The 14,585-nt window shown below is 60.0% G+C and carries 13 protein-coding genes; 1 reads left to right on the forward strand and 12 read right to left on the reverse strand.

Annotated elements, in window-relative coordinates:
• Nucleotides 1-361 precede the first annotated feature (361 nt).
• From T3A99_RS25495 to ccoN (T3A99_RS25550), 12 genes are all read right to left on the reverse strand, one after another.
• Entirely contained in the window at nt 362-1,372 is a 1,011-nt protein-coding gene (locus tag T3A99_RS25495; protein WP_322834923.1) for a hypothetical protein, read from the reverse strand.
• A 6-nt stretch (nt 1,373-1,378) separates the two neighbouring features.
• Nucleotides 1,379-5,782, reverse strand: a complete 4,404-nt coding sequence (locus T3A99_RS25500; RefSeq protein ID WP_322834924.1) for an RHS repeat-associated core domain-containing protein — start codon at nt 5,780-5,782, stop codon at nt 1,379-1,381.
• A gap of 90 nt (nt 5,783-5,872) precedes the next feature.
• Entirely contained in the window at nt 5,873-6,283 is a 411-nt protein-coding gene (locus T3A99_RS25505) for a type II toxin-antitoxin system VapC family toxin (RefSeq protein WP_047227184.1), read from the reverse strand.
• A complete protein-coding gene (locus tag T3A99_RS25510; protein WP_322834925.1) occupies nt 6,283-6,537 on the reverse strand; it encodes a type II toxin-antitoxin system Phd/YefM family antitoxin in 255 nt (84 codons plus the stop codon). Before T3A99_RS25510 ends, T3A99_RS25505 begins: the two co-directional genes overlap by 1 nt.
• Nucleotides 6,538-6,683: 146 nt before the next feature.
• Entirely contained in the window at nt 6,684-7,667 is a 984-nt protein-coding gene (gene ccoP, locus T3A99_RS25515) for a cytochrome-c oxidase, cbb3-type subunit III (protein WP_322834926.1), read from the reverse strand.
• Nucleotides 7,664-7,849 carry a CcoQ/FixQ family Cbb3-type cytochrome c oxidase assembly chaperone gene (locus T3A99_RS25520; protein WP_003183474.1) on the reverse strand — a complete coding sequence of 62 codons (186 nt, stop codon included), beginning with the start codon at nt 7,847-7,849 and terminating at the stop codon, nt 7,664-7,666. Before T3A99_RS25520 ends, ccoP (T3A99_RS25515) begins: the two co-directional genes overlap by 4 nt.
• A 5-nt stretch (nt 7,850-7,854) precedes the next feature.
• Nucleotides 7,855-8,463 carry a cytochrome-c oxidase, cbb3-type subunit II gene (gene ccoO, locus T3A99_RS25525; protein WP_014339380.1) on the reverse strand — a complete coding sequence of 203 codons (609 nt, stop codon included), beginning with the start codon at nt 8,461-8,463 and terminating at the stop codon, nt 7,855-7,857.
• Nucleotides 8,463-9,905 (reverse strand): cytochrome-c oxidase, cbb3-type subunit I, encoded by a 1,443-nt coding sequence (gene ccoN, locus T3A99_RS25530; RefSeq protein WP_047227187.1) that lies wholly within the window; start codon nt 9,903-9,905, stop codon nt 8,463-8,465. Before ccoN (T3A99_RS25530) ends, ccoO (T3A99_RS25525) begins: the two co-directional genes overlap by 1 nt.
• 481 nt (nt 9,906-10,386) lie before the next feature.
• Nucleotides 10,387-11,340 (reverse strand): cytochrome-c oxidase, cbb3-type subunit III, encoded by a 954-nt coding sequence (gene ccoP / locus T3A99_RS25535; RefSeq protein WP_047227188.1) that lies wholly within the window; start codon nt 11,338-11,340, stop codon nt 10,387-10,389.
• Entirely contained in the window at nt 11,337-11,540 is a 204-nt protein-coding gene (locus T3A99_RS25540; RefSeq protein WP_047227189.1) for a cbb3-type cytochrome oxidase subunit 3, read from the reverse strand. The genes ccoP (T3A99_RS25535) and T3A99_RS25540 overlap by 4 nt, the downstream gene beginning before the upstream one ends.
• A gap of 4 nt (nt 11,541-11,544) precedes the next feature.
• Nucleotides 11,545-12,153, reverse strand: a complete 609-nt coding sequence (ccoO, locus tag T3A99_RS25545) for a cytochrome-c oxidase, cbb3-type subunit II (RefSeq protein ID WP_047227190.1) — start codon at nt 12,151-12,153, stop codon at nt 11,545-11,547.
• A gap of 10 nt (nt 12,154-12,163) precedes the next feature.
• Complete coding sequence (ccoN, locus tag T3A99_RS25550; RefSeq protein ID WP_014339375.1) at nt 12,164-13,588, reverse strand: cytochrome-c oxidase, cbb3-type subunit I; 1,425 nt, start codon at nt 13,586-13,588, stop codon at nt 12,164-12,166.
• 96 nt (nt 13,589-13,684) lie between these two features.
• Between ccoN (T3A99_RS25550) and T3A99_RS25555 the strand changes: the two genes are divergently transcribed.
• A complete protein-coding gene (locus T3A99_RS25555) occupies nt 13,685-14,371 on the forward strand; it encodes an alpha/beta family hydrolase (protein ID WP_076385614.1) in 687 nt (228 codons plus the stop codon).
• Nucleotides 14,372-14,585 lie beyond the last annotated feature (214 nt).

A 14,585-nucleotide genomic window follows, 5' to 3' on the forward strand; every position in this document is an offset into this window, starting at 1 on the left:
TTGGGACTCTGCATAGAATGGTGTAGCGGATGTAACAAGTCATGACCCAGATCAATTGACTATAGACATTCCATGGCGTTGGCGAAAAAACCAAGGGCCTGCCGACTCGTTCGACAGCCCCTCCTGATTGTTTTGTGCCACTATTTTTAGCGGCTCCGCCGCCCAGCGGGAGTAAGTTCCCTCGCCACGGGGATTTGCGCTTAACCTGCGCCTGGTCATTTGTTCGCAAGCGCCAGATCGAACTGCTTGTTTCCCAATTTGATCTAGCCGCCAGGGTTTTCTTGAGCACAGCCGAATCCCGGCTCTGATTATTTTTGTGCGCTGCAAAGAGAAGCGTCAGGCGCACAAATGCATCAAGTTTCTACCGGCGGTACAAAATGTTGTAGAACGCGGTTTGCTCATCCTTGATCAAGGACAGATCGTGCCCCGTGGGAATTTTTTCGAACAGCGCTTTGTTGACTGCCATCCGACGCATGATGATCACCTCCAGCAATTGGCCGAACAGCGCTTCATCACGGACGTGTTTTTTCAGTTTTAGAATTTCGTGAGGCTTGTCTTTCAGGACGTGAAAGGCGTAATTCATCACAACCATATTGGAGACGAACAGGTTTGCCGTTGACTGAAGCGGATTGACCGCGTCGATCAAAGCATCAAATATTTTTTGCCTGTCCTGAGCATAGGTGGGCAAAAAAACGTCGGGGTACATAAGCTCGCTGTGACGATCATTGATCGCGCAGCGGTAATGGGTATCGTCGGGCTCGCTGAGTAATCTGACTGTGCTTGTTTGAAACGTTTTCAACGTACTCAGCAGTTGATGCTCTTTCCTGCTGTCGGCCTTGATCGCTTTGTAAACCAGATCAATCACATCCAGAAAAGCCACGGACCCCAGCCCATCGGTCGCCATCATCAACTGATTGCCCTCGATGCTGAACCGACGATACGCCTCGTCATCGATGCTCAATTCGAAGAGGAGGAACCTAAGCATGTAGTTCCTGAGGCGCGCATCCGCATCCAGGGTGCTGTTCTTCAAGCTGATCAGTTGGATCAGGTAGAAGAAAATAAAATATTCCTTGTTGGTTCGTTGACGGTTGTCGATTTCAAACAGGTAGCCAAAGCGCGACAGGACCAGGAGGAGGGCGTAGCAGTCGGGTTCCGTGAAGCCGTTCTTCAGCATGGCTTTTTCGAAAGCGCTGGTGGAAAACAAGTCCCGCCAGCGGCTAACGCTGAAGGGAGCGCCATTGTGTTTTTTCGCGACGACGTTCAGTAGCGAAGGCTCGTCTTCTTTGTAAAAAACAGCACCCAACGCCTTCGGATACGGCCGGACGTTCAGGAAGTTTTCAAGCTTGTATGAGAGAAGATCGAATATGTCCATCTGGCTTTATCCGCAGGTCTTCCATTTTCCGTTCGGGCCTTTCTTCTCGACACGAAATGACGTAATGGTTTTATTGAATTTATCCAATAATCGGAAACCGATGCCTCTGGCCTTGGGCTCATTCGTCTTGGACAGCACGCCATCTTTCAGGCCCGTCTCTTTATAGTCAACGGTAGAGATGTCCTTGTGGTTATTGAGCATGCTGACCCCTTCGTTATTGACGGTGGCCACTACCCGATACTTCTCATTGCCTGGGTTGAATCCAGGGTTACTGTCCTGGTTGACCCAGACCGCTTTCTCTCCTCGGATATTCGGAACCAAGCCGCCTTTGCCTCCGTTGGCGGCCTTGGACGAGACGGTTTCGCTCTCGCCCATGTACCGGATAATCTCATTCTCTTTAAGCCCCAGCGGGTCGATCCAGGTAAATGGATTCGGTGCGTAGCGATAAAGATTCAGGCTTGCGGCCAGGCCCAAGGGGTCGGGCGTGGTAAAGCGGCCTATGTCGGGATCATAGAAGCGGAAGGTGTTGTAGTGCAGGCCTGTTTCCCGGTCCAGGTATTGCCCCTGAAAACGCAGGTTCTGTTCTTCGATGTAGTACGGCTCACGGACTTCATCAGTGGTATTGCCCCATACCTGGTAGTGAGCGTGCCATAGCGGATAGCCGTCACTTTCCGTCAAGGCCTGTGGCTGACCATTGGGGTCGTTGTGGTAATAGCGGATGCGTTGATGTTCACCGATGCCGTCGACCCGGGCCAAGGGCTCGTGACTGTCGCCAATATAGAGGTACAGGCTGGTCAGGCTATTTTTATGTTCCTTGAGTAATTGCAGGCCATCCCAGTCGAAACGCGTGCGGGCGATGAGACGCCCGTTGTCGTCATGTTCGGTTTTCTCAATCCTTCGGCCCAACGGGTCGTAGCGCATCCTGACGACGTTTTCACCGTCGGATTTCTGGGTTCGAACTTCAACCAGCCGGTGATCCGAGTCGTAACTGAAGCGCTGCAGGCCATGTCGCCCACTGCGCTTTTCAATCATTCGGCCAAAATCATCGTAGCGATAGTGCTTATCCTGATAGCGCTTGAGTTGGTTGTGCGTAACCCGCCCACCTGTACCAGGTGAACTGTCGAGGAGATTGGCGGCGGCATCGAAGGAAAATGTTTCATTCTGGCCTTGTCGAGTGCCCTGGCTTGCCAGGATGCGGCCGGTCACATCGTAGTGCAGCAATTGGCGTTGTTGACCTTTTGGCTGCCGTTCAAGGCGCGCCACCAGGTGGTCGCCAGGATCAAACTCAAAATGGGTTTGATCTGCGGCAGGCATCAACGACGGCTGGCTGGTATGCCGGCGTTGGCGGCTGCGTAAGCGCCCGCTACGGTCATATTCACTCCGTGTGCTGATTTGGCCTTGGGTGCGCAGCACCTCTCGATGTAGCCGGTCGCGTTCGAAGTCGCTGATGACGTGGCCGTCGAGGTTGATTTGGTGCAGATGACCACTGCCATAGTACAGGCGGCTGACCCAACGGCCGTCGGGTAGGTGGGTCTGGATCAGGTTGCCGAGTTCGTCGTAGTGATGCTTCAGAACGCCCGCTGAACTCTGCTCCTCAATCAGATAACCCAGCGCGTCATAAGCAAAGCCCAGTCGTTGTTCGTTGCCGTCGTTAGCGATGACGGTGGCTTCGATTAACTGATTCAACGGGCTATAGCTGTACCGGGACTGTCCATCAGGTGTGATTCGGGTGGTCAGCCGGCCAATGGCATCACGTTCGAGATGATGAACAATGGTCCTTTCACTGGGCTGATGATCACCTCGCGGCGCTGCGATGGTTTCGACTCGTTTTACGTTGTTGAGGACGTCGTACGTGTAGCCTTTGGCGCTGCCATCAAGGTTGCGCTGTTCGGCCAACCGATCCCCCGCATCCCAGGTAAACCGATAGCTCTCACCGTTCTCATTGACCAGCGCCTGCAGCCGCCCGTAGCTGTCGTACGCGAATTGCACCTGCCGGCCCTGGGCGTCGGTGCGTTGGCGGACCTGACCGCGACGGTTGTGCTGGTAGAGCGTGGTGTGCCCGGCCGGGTCGGTGTAGCCGGTCAACTGACCGGCGAGGTCGCGCTGGTACTGTTCGGTGCGGCCATCCGGCAATTGGCTGCTGAGCAAACGGCCTTGGGCGTCGTAGCTGAACTGGGTGCGCTCGCCGAGGGCGTCGGTGATGGTCTGCAGGTAGCCGCGCTGGTCGTAGCTGAACCGTGTCGGGTAACCCGAGCAATCGATGTGCTCCACCAACTGCCCGAACGGATTCCAGCGCAGCTTTTTAAGCTTGCCGGTGGCGTCGATGATTTCGATGACCTGACCGTGGGCGTCATAGCGATAGCGGGTGACGTGGCCCAGGGGATCGGTTTCGGCGGTGCAGTTGCCGCGTTGATCGTAGCGGTATTTCCAGCTGTGGCCGGCGGCGTCGGTGTCCACCAGCGGCAGCGCCCAGTGCTCGAGCCATAACGTCGAATCACTGCGGCCCAACGGATCGGTTTCGCCGATCAGGTTACCGGCCTCGTCATAGCTGTATTCATAGCGCCCGCCCTGTGGGTCGGTGGCGCTGAGCAGTTGGCGTTCGTCGTTCCACTCGAACAGCCAGGTCTGGCCGAGGTTGTCGCTGTATCGGGTGATCTGGTGTTGGCTGTTCCAGTGGCGCGTGCTGACGCGCTGCAAACCGTCGGTAATGCGGGTTACACCGGCCTTGAGGTCATAGTCGAACTGGTAGGTGTCGCCCTCGTCGGTCCAGTGGCGGACCACGCGCCATTCCTGGTCTTCGACCAAGGCCCATTCGTAGAAGCAACGCAGCCCGGTGGGCAGTTGGTGTTCCAGCATTCGCTGGCCGGCGTCGTAGCTGAAACGCCGTTGCACCTGGCCGGTGGCGTCGCGTACTTCGCTCAGGTTGTTCGCTGTGTCGTAGGCGTAGCTGACCAGCACTTCGCGCTGTTGGTCGGGGTAGAGGCGTTCTATCCGGGTGACGCGTTCGCGCTCGCGGATCAGCTCGACTTGCACCAGATCGAAGGTGTCGCGCAGGCGTATCAGCCGTCCGGCGGCGTCGTAGTCGAGGAAGATGCGATTGTCGTTGCGGTCACCGAGTTGGCTCAGGCGCAGCAGGGATGTGTGGCCCGGCGTGGGTTCGAACAGGCGATACACACCGTCGTCGCTTTCGATCAGCAACTGCCCGTTGAGATGACGTCGCACGGCCAGGCCTTCGCCAGCACTGAACACCGCGCCGCCCAACGGGATCGAACCCATGTCGATGGGCCGGGCCTGTTCGTCGGTGTAGAGCAGGGTCTCGCCGCCCTCGGGATGGGCGAGGATCTCCACCTGCACCTCGTAGGCCACGCTCCAGCCGGCGCCGAACATCCCGCCACGTCGCTCGTCGCGGCTGTTGTAGAAGCGTTGCCAGTCGATTGGCAGAACACCGGGCAAAACGAAGTCCAGCTCTTCATCGCGGCCCAGCACCTTGGCGCCGGTGGCGGCATGCACCGGGTTTGACGAACCCATGGCGGCGTTGGCCGCGGCACCCATGGCGCTGCTGACCGCCATCGACGCCGCGCCACCGGCCAGCATGCACGGCAGTTTGCTGAAGAACTTGCCCTTGCCCCCCTTGAGCATCAGCAACGCGGTGACCGCCAGCCCCACGCCCGGGGTCTTGCCGCTGCGAATCTCACGCACCACCACTGAGCCGCCGCCGATGGTCACGTCCGGGGAAATCAACCCCGCCGAGACCACCGTCGCATCGCAGGTGCTGCGGTCACCGCTGCGCACGGCGGGCTGGCCATTGATGGTGACTTTGTCCGAGCCTTCAGCCATGAACTGCGGCGGCATCGGTGGGTGCTTGGTGCAGATCACCAGGTCTTCCGGCCGAGTCTCTGTGCCGGGGGCGGGCGAGGCGACGGTGGGGCGCCACATCTGCGAGAAGAAGTTGCCGGCCATGTCCAGGTAACTGGGCTCGGCTTCTTCTTCCGGCTCGGGCATGTCCAGTTCGGTGCCGGCCGGCGCGACATGGGAAACAACCGCTCCGGCGGCGCGGGCCGAGGGGATGTTGTTGGTAAAGGTGTCCTTGGAGCCGGTGAGGATGTTGGCCTGTACCGTTGGCGGGAAGAGCGCGTTGCCGATGCCTTCGCAGATATTGCTCAGGCCTTCGTCGGCCCCGGTCTTGCTCATGGCAATGCCCACGACCGCCCCCACCACCGCACCGAGCAGGAAACAACCCAAGCCACCCGTGGCGACGGTGATGCCGGTGGCGGCCACCACCGCTGCCGTCGCCAGGGCGGTGATGGCGATGTTGGCCGCCACTTCCAGCACGCCGCCGAGAATGTCGGCCATCATGGAGGTGTGATTCAGTGCATCGCCCAGGCGAGCGGCCCAGAGCGCGTCAGACATGCTGGGGGCTCATCGTTGCGCGCTGAAGTGTTTCGATGCCCATTGCGCCTATCTCCTTGGCGGTAATTGATGGTCCGTCGCGACGTTATATTAGCTTGACCATGGATTGAGCAAGGCCACGCCGCTGCTTTGGAAATCACTCACATTGCGGGTGACCACGGTCAGGCCATGGACCAGCGCGGTGGCGGCAATCAGTGCATCGCATTCATTGCTGCGATCCGGTACATGCAGGCGAGCGCAGCGCAGCGCGACGGTGCGGTCGACCGCCAGGATCCTGCCGGAAAATGCGGGCAGGACGTGGTTATCCAGCCACGCGCGCAGGCGGCTGCCTTGCACCGGATCTTTGCGTTCGAAGCGCATTACACCAGTTTCCAGCTCCAATACGGTGATTGCCGAGACGTACAGGTTGGGGGCGGACACGCTCCGTGCCCAGGCCTGTACGTTTTTATCTGCATGCGGCTTGCGCAGTTCCGAAATGACATTGGTGTCGAGTAGAAACATCAGGACAGGTCCACTGGCCGGGGAGTGATGACGGCACGTTCGGTATCGAAACCGATATCCGGCGCGTCAGGCATGACCAGCAACTCGACAATGCTGGTGCCAATGCCGGTCAGTTTCTGGTACTGCTCAATGCTTAGCAGTACGTGGGCCGGCTTGCCACGGTCAGTGATGATGACTGGCCCCTGGCGGGCGGCTTTTTTGGCACCACTTGTGTCGTGGTTGAATTCGCGGCTGGAAATGGTCGTGATGGACATGGCAGTGCCCTCATAAACTACAATGTAGGCACGTTACTACTGGCGTGGGAGGCGAGCAAGTGAAACAGCTTCGCTCCTGGATACCCACCAATAAAAGGCCCCGCCAACATGGGTTGGCGGGGCCTTTGGTACATCAGGCGTGTGCCTTACTGGGCATCGGCAGCTGGCGCCGGTTCCCCATGAGACAGGCTGTAGACGTACGCAGCCAGCAGGTGGACCTTGTCGTTACCCTGCAGATCGGCCTGGGCAGGCATCTGGCCCTGGCGACCGTAACGGATGGTCTGCTGCAGCTGAGCGAAGCTCGAACCGTAGATGAAACCGGCCGGGTGCGTCAGGTCAGGTGCGCCCATGGCAGGCGTGCCCTTGCCAGCTGGGCCGTGGCAGGCCACGCAGTTAGCCGCGAACAGCTTCTGGCCGTTGGCCGGATCGGCCTTGGCGCCTTCCGGCAGTTTACGGCCGTGCAGACTGGTCACCACGTAGGCGGAGACGTCGGCAACACCTTGCTCGCCAACCACGGCAGCCCAGCCCGGCATCACGGCATGACGACCGCCCATGATGGTGGTCTTGATGGTTTCCGGCTCACCACCCCAGCGCCAGTCGGCGTCGGTCAGGTTCGGGAAGCCGTAGGCACCCTTGGCGTCGGAACCGTGGCAGACCGAGCAGTTGGAGGCGAACAGGCGGCCACCCATCTTCAGGGCTTGCGGGTCTTTGGCGACTTCTTCAATCGGCATGGAGGCGAACTTGGCGAAGATCGGGCCGAACTTGGCGTCCGAACGCGCCATTTCCTTTTCCCACTCGTGAACGCCGGTCCAGCCGCTCTGGCCATTGGCGAAAGGGGTCTGCTTTTCGGTGTCCAGGTAGTTATACCCTGGCAGCAGGCCTTTCCAGTTGCCCAGGCCCGGGTAGAGCACCAGATAACCCAAGGCGAAGACAATGGTGCCCACGAACAACATGAACCACCATTTAGGCAGTGGGTTGTCGTACTCTTCGATGCCATCGAACGAGTGACCAACAGTCTCGTCCGTTTGTTCGGCGCGCTGGCCCTTACGGGTCGACAGCAGCAGCCAGGTCAGGGCGAAGATCGTACCCAGACTGAGGACTGTGACGTACAGACTCCAGAACGTAGTCATTCTTTGTTACTCCTAGAAGCTTGCTCGACGTGCTTGATGGCTTCGGGATCATCCGCGAACGGCAGCAAGGTCGCGTCGTCAAACTCCGACTTGCGCTTGGGGCTGAACACCCACAACGCCAGACCGATAAAGGCCACCATCACGACGACGGTGCCCAGGCCACGAATCATCCCGATATCCATCTAAATCACCGTTTGCTTTTGATGATGGTGCCCAGGCCTTGCAGATAGGCCACCAGCGCGTCCATTTCAGTCTTGCCCTTCACGGCATCCTTGGCACCGGCGATGTCTTCATCGGTGTAAGGCACGCCCAGGGTACGCAAGACTTCCATTTTCTTGGCGGTGTCTTTGCCGTCGAGCTTGTTTTCTACGAGGAACGGGTAAGCCGGCATTTTCGACTCAGGCACTACGTTGCGCGGGTTGTACAGGTGCGCACGCTGCCAGTCGTCGGAGTAGCGACCGCCCACACGGGCCAGGTCCGGGCCGGTACGCTTGGAACCCCACAGGAACGGGTGGTCCCAGACGCTTTCACCGGCAACCGAGTAGTGACCATAGCGTTCGGTTTCGGCGCGAAACGGACGGATCATCTGCGAGTGGCAGCCGACACAGCCGTTGGCGATGTAGACGTCGCGACCTTCCAGTTCAAGGGCGGTGCGTGGCTTCATGCCTTCGACCGGCTTGTTGGTCACGTCCTGGAAAAACAGCGGAACGATCTGGGTCAGGCCGCCGATGCTGACGGCGATGACCATGAAGAAGGCCAGCAGGCCGATATTCTTCTCTACTGTTTCGTGCTTCATCAGTGAGCTCCAACTACGGCGATCTTGGCGGCGGCTTCAGCTTCAGCCGGGTCAGAGGCACGAACGGTGCGATACACGTTGTAGGCCATGAACAGCATGCCGCTGGCGAAGAACGCGCCGCCCAGGGCACGGACGATGAAACCAGGGTGGCTGGCTTGCAGCGCTTCAACGAACGAGTAGGTCAGGGTGCCGTCGTCGTTGATTGCACGCCACATCAGGCCCTGGGTGATGCCGTTGACCCACATCGAGGCGATGTAGAGCACGGTGCCGATGGTGGCGAGCCAGAAGTGAGTGTTGATCAGGCCGGTGCTGTGCATCTGCGCACGACCGAACAGTTTCGGGATCATGTGGTAGATCGCGCCGATGGAAATCATCGCAACCCAGCCCAAGGCCCCGGCGTGTACGTGACCGATGGTCCAGTCGGTGTAGTGGCTCAGGGAGTTGACGGTCTTGATGGCCATCATCGGGCCTTCGAAGGTCGACATGCCGTAGAACGCCAGGGAAACCACCAGGAACCGCAGGATCGGGTCGGTGCGCAGCTTATGCCAGGCGCCCGAGAGGGTCATCATGCCGTTGATCATGCCGCCCCAGCTCGGAGCCAGCAGGATGATCGACATCGCCATGCCCAGGGACTGTGCCCAGTCCGGCAGCGCGGTGTAGTGCAGGTGGTGCGGGCCGGCCCAGATGTACAGGGTGATCAGCGCCCAGAAGTGGACGATGGACAGGCGATAGGAATAGATCGGACGCTCGGCCTGTTTCGGCACGAAGTAATACATCATCCCCAGGAAGCCGGTGGTCAGGAAGAAGCCCACGGCGTTGTGGCCGTACCACCACTGGATCATCGCGTCGGTGGCGCCCGAGTAGGCCGAGTAGGACTTGAAGAAGCTGACCGGCAGGGACGCGTGGTTGACGATGTGCAGCATGGCGGTCACGACGATGAAGGCACCGTAGAACCAGTTACCGACATAGATGTGCTTGGTCTTGCGCTTGACGATAGTGCCGAAGAACACCAGACCGTAGGTCACCCAGACGATGGCCAGCAGAATAGCCAGGGGCCATTCCAGCTCTGCGTATTCCTTGGTGGTGGTGAAACCCATCGGCAAGGTCACGATCGCACCGACGATGACCGCTTGCCAACCCCAGAAGGTGAAGGCGGCGAGGCTGTCGGAAATCAGTCGCGTTTGGCAGGTTCGCTGCACGACGTAATAGGAAGTGGCAAACAACGCACAACCACCGAAGGCGAAGATCACCAGGTTGGTGTGCAGCGGGCGCAGGCGTCCAAACGTCGTCCATGGCAGATCGAAGTTCAACTCCGGCCAGACCAGTTGCGAGGCGATGAATACACCGAGCCCCATGCCAAGGATCCCCCAGACCACCGTCATGATGGCGAACTGGCGGACTACCTTATAGTTATAAGCAGTCGGACTGATTGCTGTGCTCATTCTAAGGTTCCACGGTTTGGGTGTTTTATTAGGATAAAAATCGGTCGCAAGTATGGAGAAAGCGGGGGGTCATTGCAACGCGCCATGACCTGGGTCAATGCTTTCCAAAGCAGATTCTGCGGCCTTTCCATGTGCTGAGTAGGGACAAAATTGGCCCTCGGTAAAATGTCGCAACGAAGGAAAGAGGCGAGGGGGGCAGGTCGGTTGTAACGGGGTGTGTTCGAGCACGGCGTTCGGGTGATGCCAGGTAACTGTCGCAACAGCCGGTATTCACCTGCCTTTGCGGCCTTTTTGTCGAACGATTGTCGAACGCATCGGGTCGGGTCGACCTGAAACCGGCAGTCGCCAGCGCACGCAGAGGCAAGCTTAGACTTGATTCCGGGGAACCGAAAGGAAGACGAAGGGAGGGTGCGACAATGCGTCGCGCAGGGGCACGAAACAGCCGCATCCAGATGGATGCGGCTGTTCGCCTGGTCAGGATTTATTCGCTTTTGCGTTCAGCTTGCAGACGCTCGGCGCCCGCCGCGTGGGACAGGCTGTAGACGTAAGCCGCGAGCAGTTGCACCTTGTCATTGCCGAGCAGCTCATTCTGCGCCGGCATATGGCCCTGGCGGCCATGACGGATGGTCTGTTGCAGTTGCGCCAGGCTGGTGCCGTAGATGAAGCCGGCCGGCAAGGTCAGGTCTGGCGCGCCCATGGCTTCGGTGCCTTTACCGTTGGCACCGTGGCAGGCAACGCAAGTGGTGTTGAACGCTTGCTGGCCTGCTTGCAGGTCGGCGCCGCTGTCTGCCGGCAGCGGCAGGCCCGCCAGATCATGGCGCACATACGCGGCCACGTTCTTGACGCCGGCTTCGCCCAGCACTTCGCCCCAGGCCGGCATCGCGGCCATGCGACCGCCCATGATGGTGGCCTTGATGGTTTCGGCACTGCCGCCCCAGCGCCAGTGGCTGTCGGCCAGGTTCGGGAAGCCGAAGGCACCCTTGGCGTCCGAGCCGTGGCAGACCGAGCAGTTGGAGGCGAACAAGCGGCCACCCATCTTCAAGGCCTGTGGGTCCTTGGCGACTTCTTCCACCGGCATGGCGGCGAATTTGGCGAAGATCGGCCCGAACTTGGCGTCGGCCCTGGCCATTTCCTTTTCCCATTCATGGGCGCCGGTCCAGCCATTTTCGTAGCCGGGCAGGATGCCTTTCCAGTTGCCCAGGCCCGGGTAGAGAACCAGGTAGCCGACGGAAAACACCAAAGTGCCGGCGAACAACAGGAACCACCACTGCGGCAGCGGGTTGTCGTACTCCTCGATGCCGTCGAAGCTGTGGCCCATGGTCTGGTCGACGCTGCCCTTGGTCTCGCCCTTGCGGGTGCCGATCAGCAGCCAGGTCAGACCGATCAGGCTGCCGATGGTCAGTACGCTGATCCACGTACTCCAGAAGGTGGTCATGGCCGGGTGCTCCTTGTTGCAGGGTCTTGGGGGTTGGCGATGTCGGCGGATGGCTCGTCGGCGAACGGCAGCAGGCGCGCCTGAGCGAACTCCGAGTTGCGCTTGCTGCTGAATACCCACAGGGTCAGGCCGATGAAGGCCACGAACACCACGACCGTGCCCAGGCCGCGGATCATTCCAGTGCTCATTTCAAGAAACATAGGCTCACCTCTTGCTCTTGATGGCAGTGCCGAGCACTTGCAGGTAGGCCACCAGCGCGTCCATCTCGGTCTTGTCCTTGAGCGAGGCCACGCTGCCGGCGATGTCGTCGTCGGTGTACGGCACGCCCAGGGTGCGCATGGCGCGCAGCTTGCCTTCGGTGTGGCTGCTGTCCACCGTTTGGGTTACAAGCCACGGATAGGCCGGCATCTTCGACTCAGGCACGACGTTGCGCGGGTTGTACAGGTGGGCGCGATGCCAGTCATCGGAGTAGCGCGCGCCGACCCGGGCCAGGTCCGGCCCGGTACGCTTGGAGCCCCACAGGAACGGGTGGTCCCAGACGCTTTCACCGGCCACCGAGTAGTGGCCGTAGCGCTCGGTCTCGGCGCGGAACGGACGGATCATCTGCGAATGGCAGCCGACGCAGCCTTCGCGGATATAGATGTCGCGACCTTCCAGTTGCAGGGCGGTGTAGGGCTTCATGCCGTCCACCGGTTTGTTGGTCACGTCCTGGAAGAACAGCGGCACGATCTGGGTCAGGCCGCCAATGCTCACGGCCAGAACCATCAGCAGCATCAGCAGGCCGACGTTTTTTTCGATTGTTTCGTGTTTCATGGCGGACTCCTCAAGCCATCTGCGCGGCAGCGGCGGCTTCGGCAGGCTGGTAGGCCCGCACGGTGCGCCAGGTGTTGTAGGCCATCAGCAGCATGCCGAGGAGAAAGATCGCCCCGCCCGCCAGCCGTACGACGAAACCGGGGTGGCTGGCCACCAGGGTTTCAACGAAGGAGTAGGTCAGGGTCCCATCCTCGTTCACCGCACGCCACATCAGGCCCTGGGCGATGCCGTTGACCCACATGGAGGCGATGTACAGCACGGTGCCGATGGTCGCGAGCCAGAAGTGCGCGTTGATCAGGCCGATGCTGTGCATCTGGGGGCGGCCGAAGACTTTCGGGATCATGTGATACAGCGCGCCGATGGAAATCATCGCCACCCAACCCAAGGCACCAGCGTGTACGTGGCCGATGGTCCAGTCGGTGTAGTGGGAGAGGGCGTTGACGGTCTTGATGGCCATCATCGGGCCTTCGAAGGTCGACATGCCGTAGAACGCCAGAGACACCACCAGGAACCGCAGGATCGGGTCGCTGCGCAATTTATGCCAGGCACCCGACAGGGTCATCATGCCGTTGATCATGCCGCCCCAGCTCGGTGCCAGCAGGATCAGCGACATCACCATGCCCAGGGACTGTGCCCAGTCCGGCAGCGCGGTGTAGTGCAGGTGGTGCGGGCCGGCCCAGATGTACAGGGTGATCAGCGCCCAGAAGTGCACGATGGACAACCGATAGGAGTACACCGGACGCTCGGCCTGCTTCGGCACGAAGTAGTACATCATCCCCAAAAAGCCGGCGGTGAGGAAAAAGCCTACGGCGTTGTGGCCGTACCACCATTGCACCATCGCATCCGTGGCCCCGGCATACACCGAGTAGGATTTGGTGAAGCTCACCGGCAATTCCAGGTTGTTGACGATGTGCAGGATCGCCACGGTCAGGATGAACCCGCCGAAGAACCAGTTACCGACATAGATGTGTTTGGTGTTGCGCTTGGCCACGGTGCCGAAGAACACGATGGCGTAGGCGACCCAGACGATGGTGATCAGAATGTCGATCGGCCATTCCAGTTCGGCGTATTCCTTGGAGCTGGTGTAGCCCAGCGGCAGGCTGATGGCCGCCAGCAGGATCACCAATTGCCAGCCCCAGAAGCAGAACGCGGCGATTTTCGGCGCGAACAGCTGTGTCTGACAGGTGCGTTGCACCGAGTAGAACGAACTGGCGAACAGGGCGCAGCCGCCGAAGGCGAAGATCACCGCGTTGGTATGCAACGGGCGCAGGCGGCCGAAGCTGGTCCACGGCAAATCGAAGTTGAGCTGTGGCCAGACCAATTGGGCCGCGAGAAAAACCCCGAGCCCCATGCCGACGATGCCCCACACCACCGTCATAATGGCGAATTGGCGGACCACCTTGTAGTTGTAGGCGGTACTGATAGATGTGTTCATGGTTCCCCATCCACGGTTCAGCCGAAGTGAGCGCTTGCGCAAGGCAGCGCGGCATTCTTCGCCTGGAGTTATAGGCAGACTAAAAGCGAGGCAAGCATGGACAAACAGCACAAGGCCAGTATTGACGGGGATCAATGGGCGCGATGTGTGGCCGAACACGGTTGGCTATGGACGGCGGCGCAAACGGGTGTCAGCGCCGAGCCACCGACCCTGATCCTGGCCCATGGCGCCGGCGCGCCGATGGACAGCGGGTTCATGAACGAAATGGCCGCGCGCCTTGCCGGGCATGGCATCAACGTGTTGCGTTTTGAGTTTCCCTACATGGCTCAACGACGCCTGGACGGCGGTAAGCGTCCGCCGAACCCGGCTCCCAAGTTGCTGGAATGCTGGCGTGAGGTGTACGCCACGGTGCGGCCTTATGTCGCTGGGCGGTTGGCCATTGGCGGCAAGTCCATGGGCGGGCGCATGGCGAGTTTGCTGGCCGATGAGCTGAAAGCTGATGCCCTGGTGTGCCTGGGGTATCCCTTCTACGCGGTGGGCAAACCGGAGAAACCGCGGGTCGAGCACTTGGCAGCCTTGAAGACCCGGACCTTGATCGTCCAGGGCGAGCGCGATGCCTTGGGTAACCGCGAGGCGGTGCAGGGTTACGTGCTGTCACCGAGTATCGAGGTGATGTGGCTGGTGGCGGGGGATCATGATCTGAAACCGCTGAAGGCCTCGGGGTTTAGTCACGAGCAGCATTTGGAGGCGGCGGCGGGCAGCGTGGCCGGGTTTCTTCAGTAGGTTCCTTGCTGGCTATCAAGGCCTCATCGCGAGCAGGCTCGCTCCCACAATTGGAATGCCTTTGAATGAGCAACCTGACCCCCTGAGGGAGTAAGCCTGCTCCCACAATTGGAATGCCTTTGAATGAGCAACCTTGACCCCCTGAGGGAGTAAGCCTGCTCCCACAATTGGAATGCCTTTGAATGAGCAACCTTGACCCCCTGAGGGAGTAAGC

This window comes from Pseudomonas sp. N-137, from assembly GCF_034555295.1.
Taxonomy (GTDB): Bacteria; Pseudomonadota; Gammaproteobacteria; order Pseudomonadales; family Pseudomonadaceae; genus Aquipseudomonas; species Aquipseudomonas rhizophila.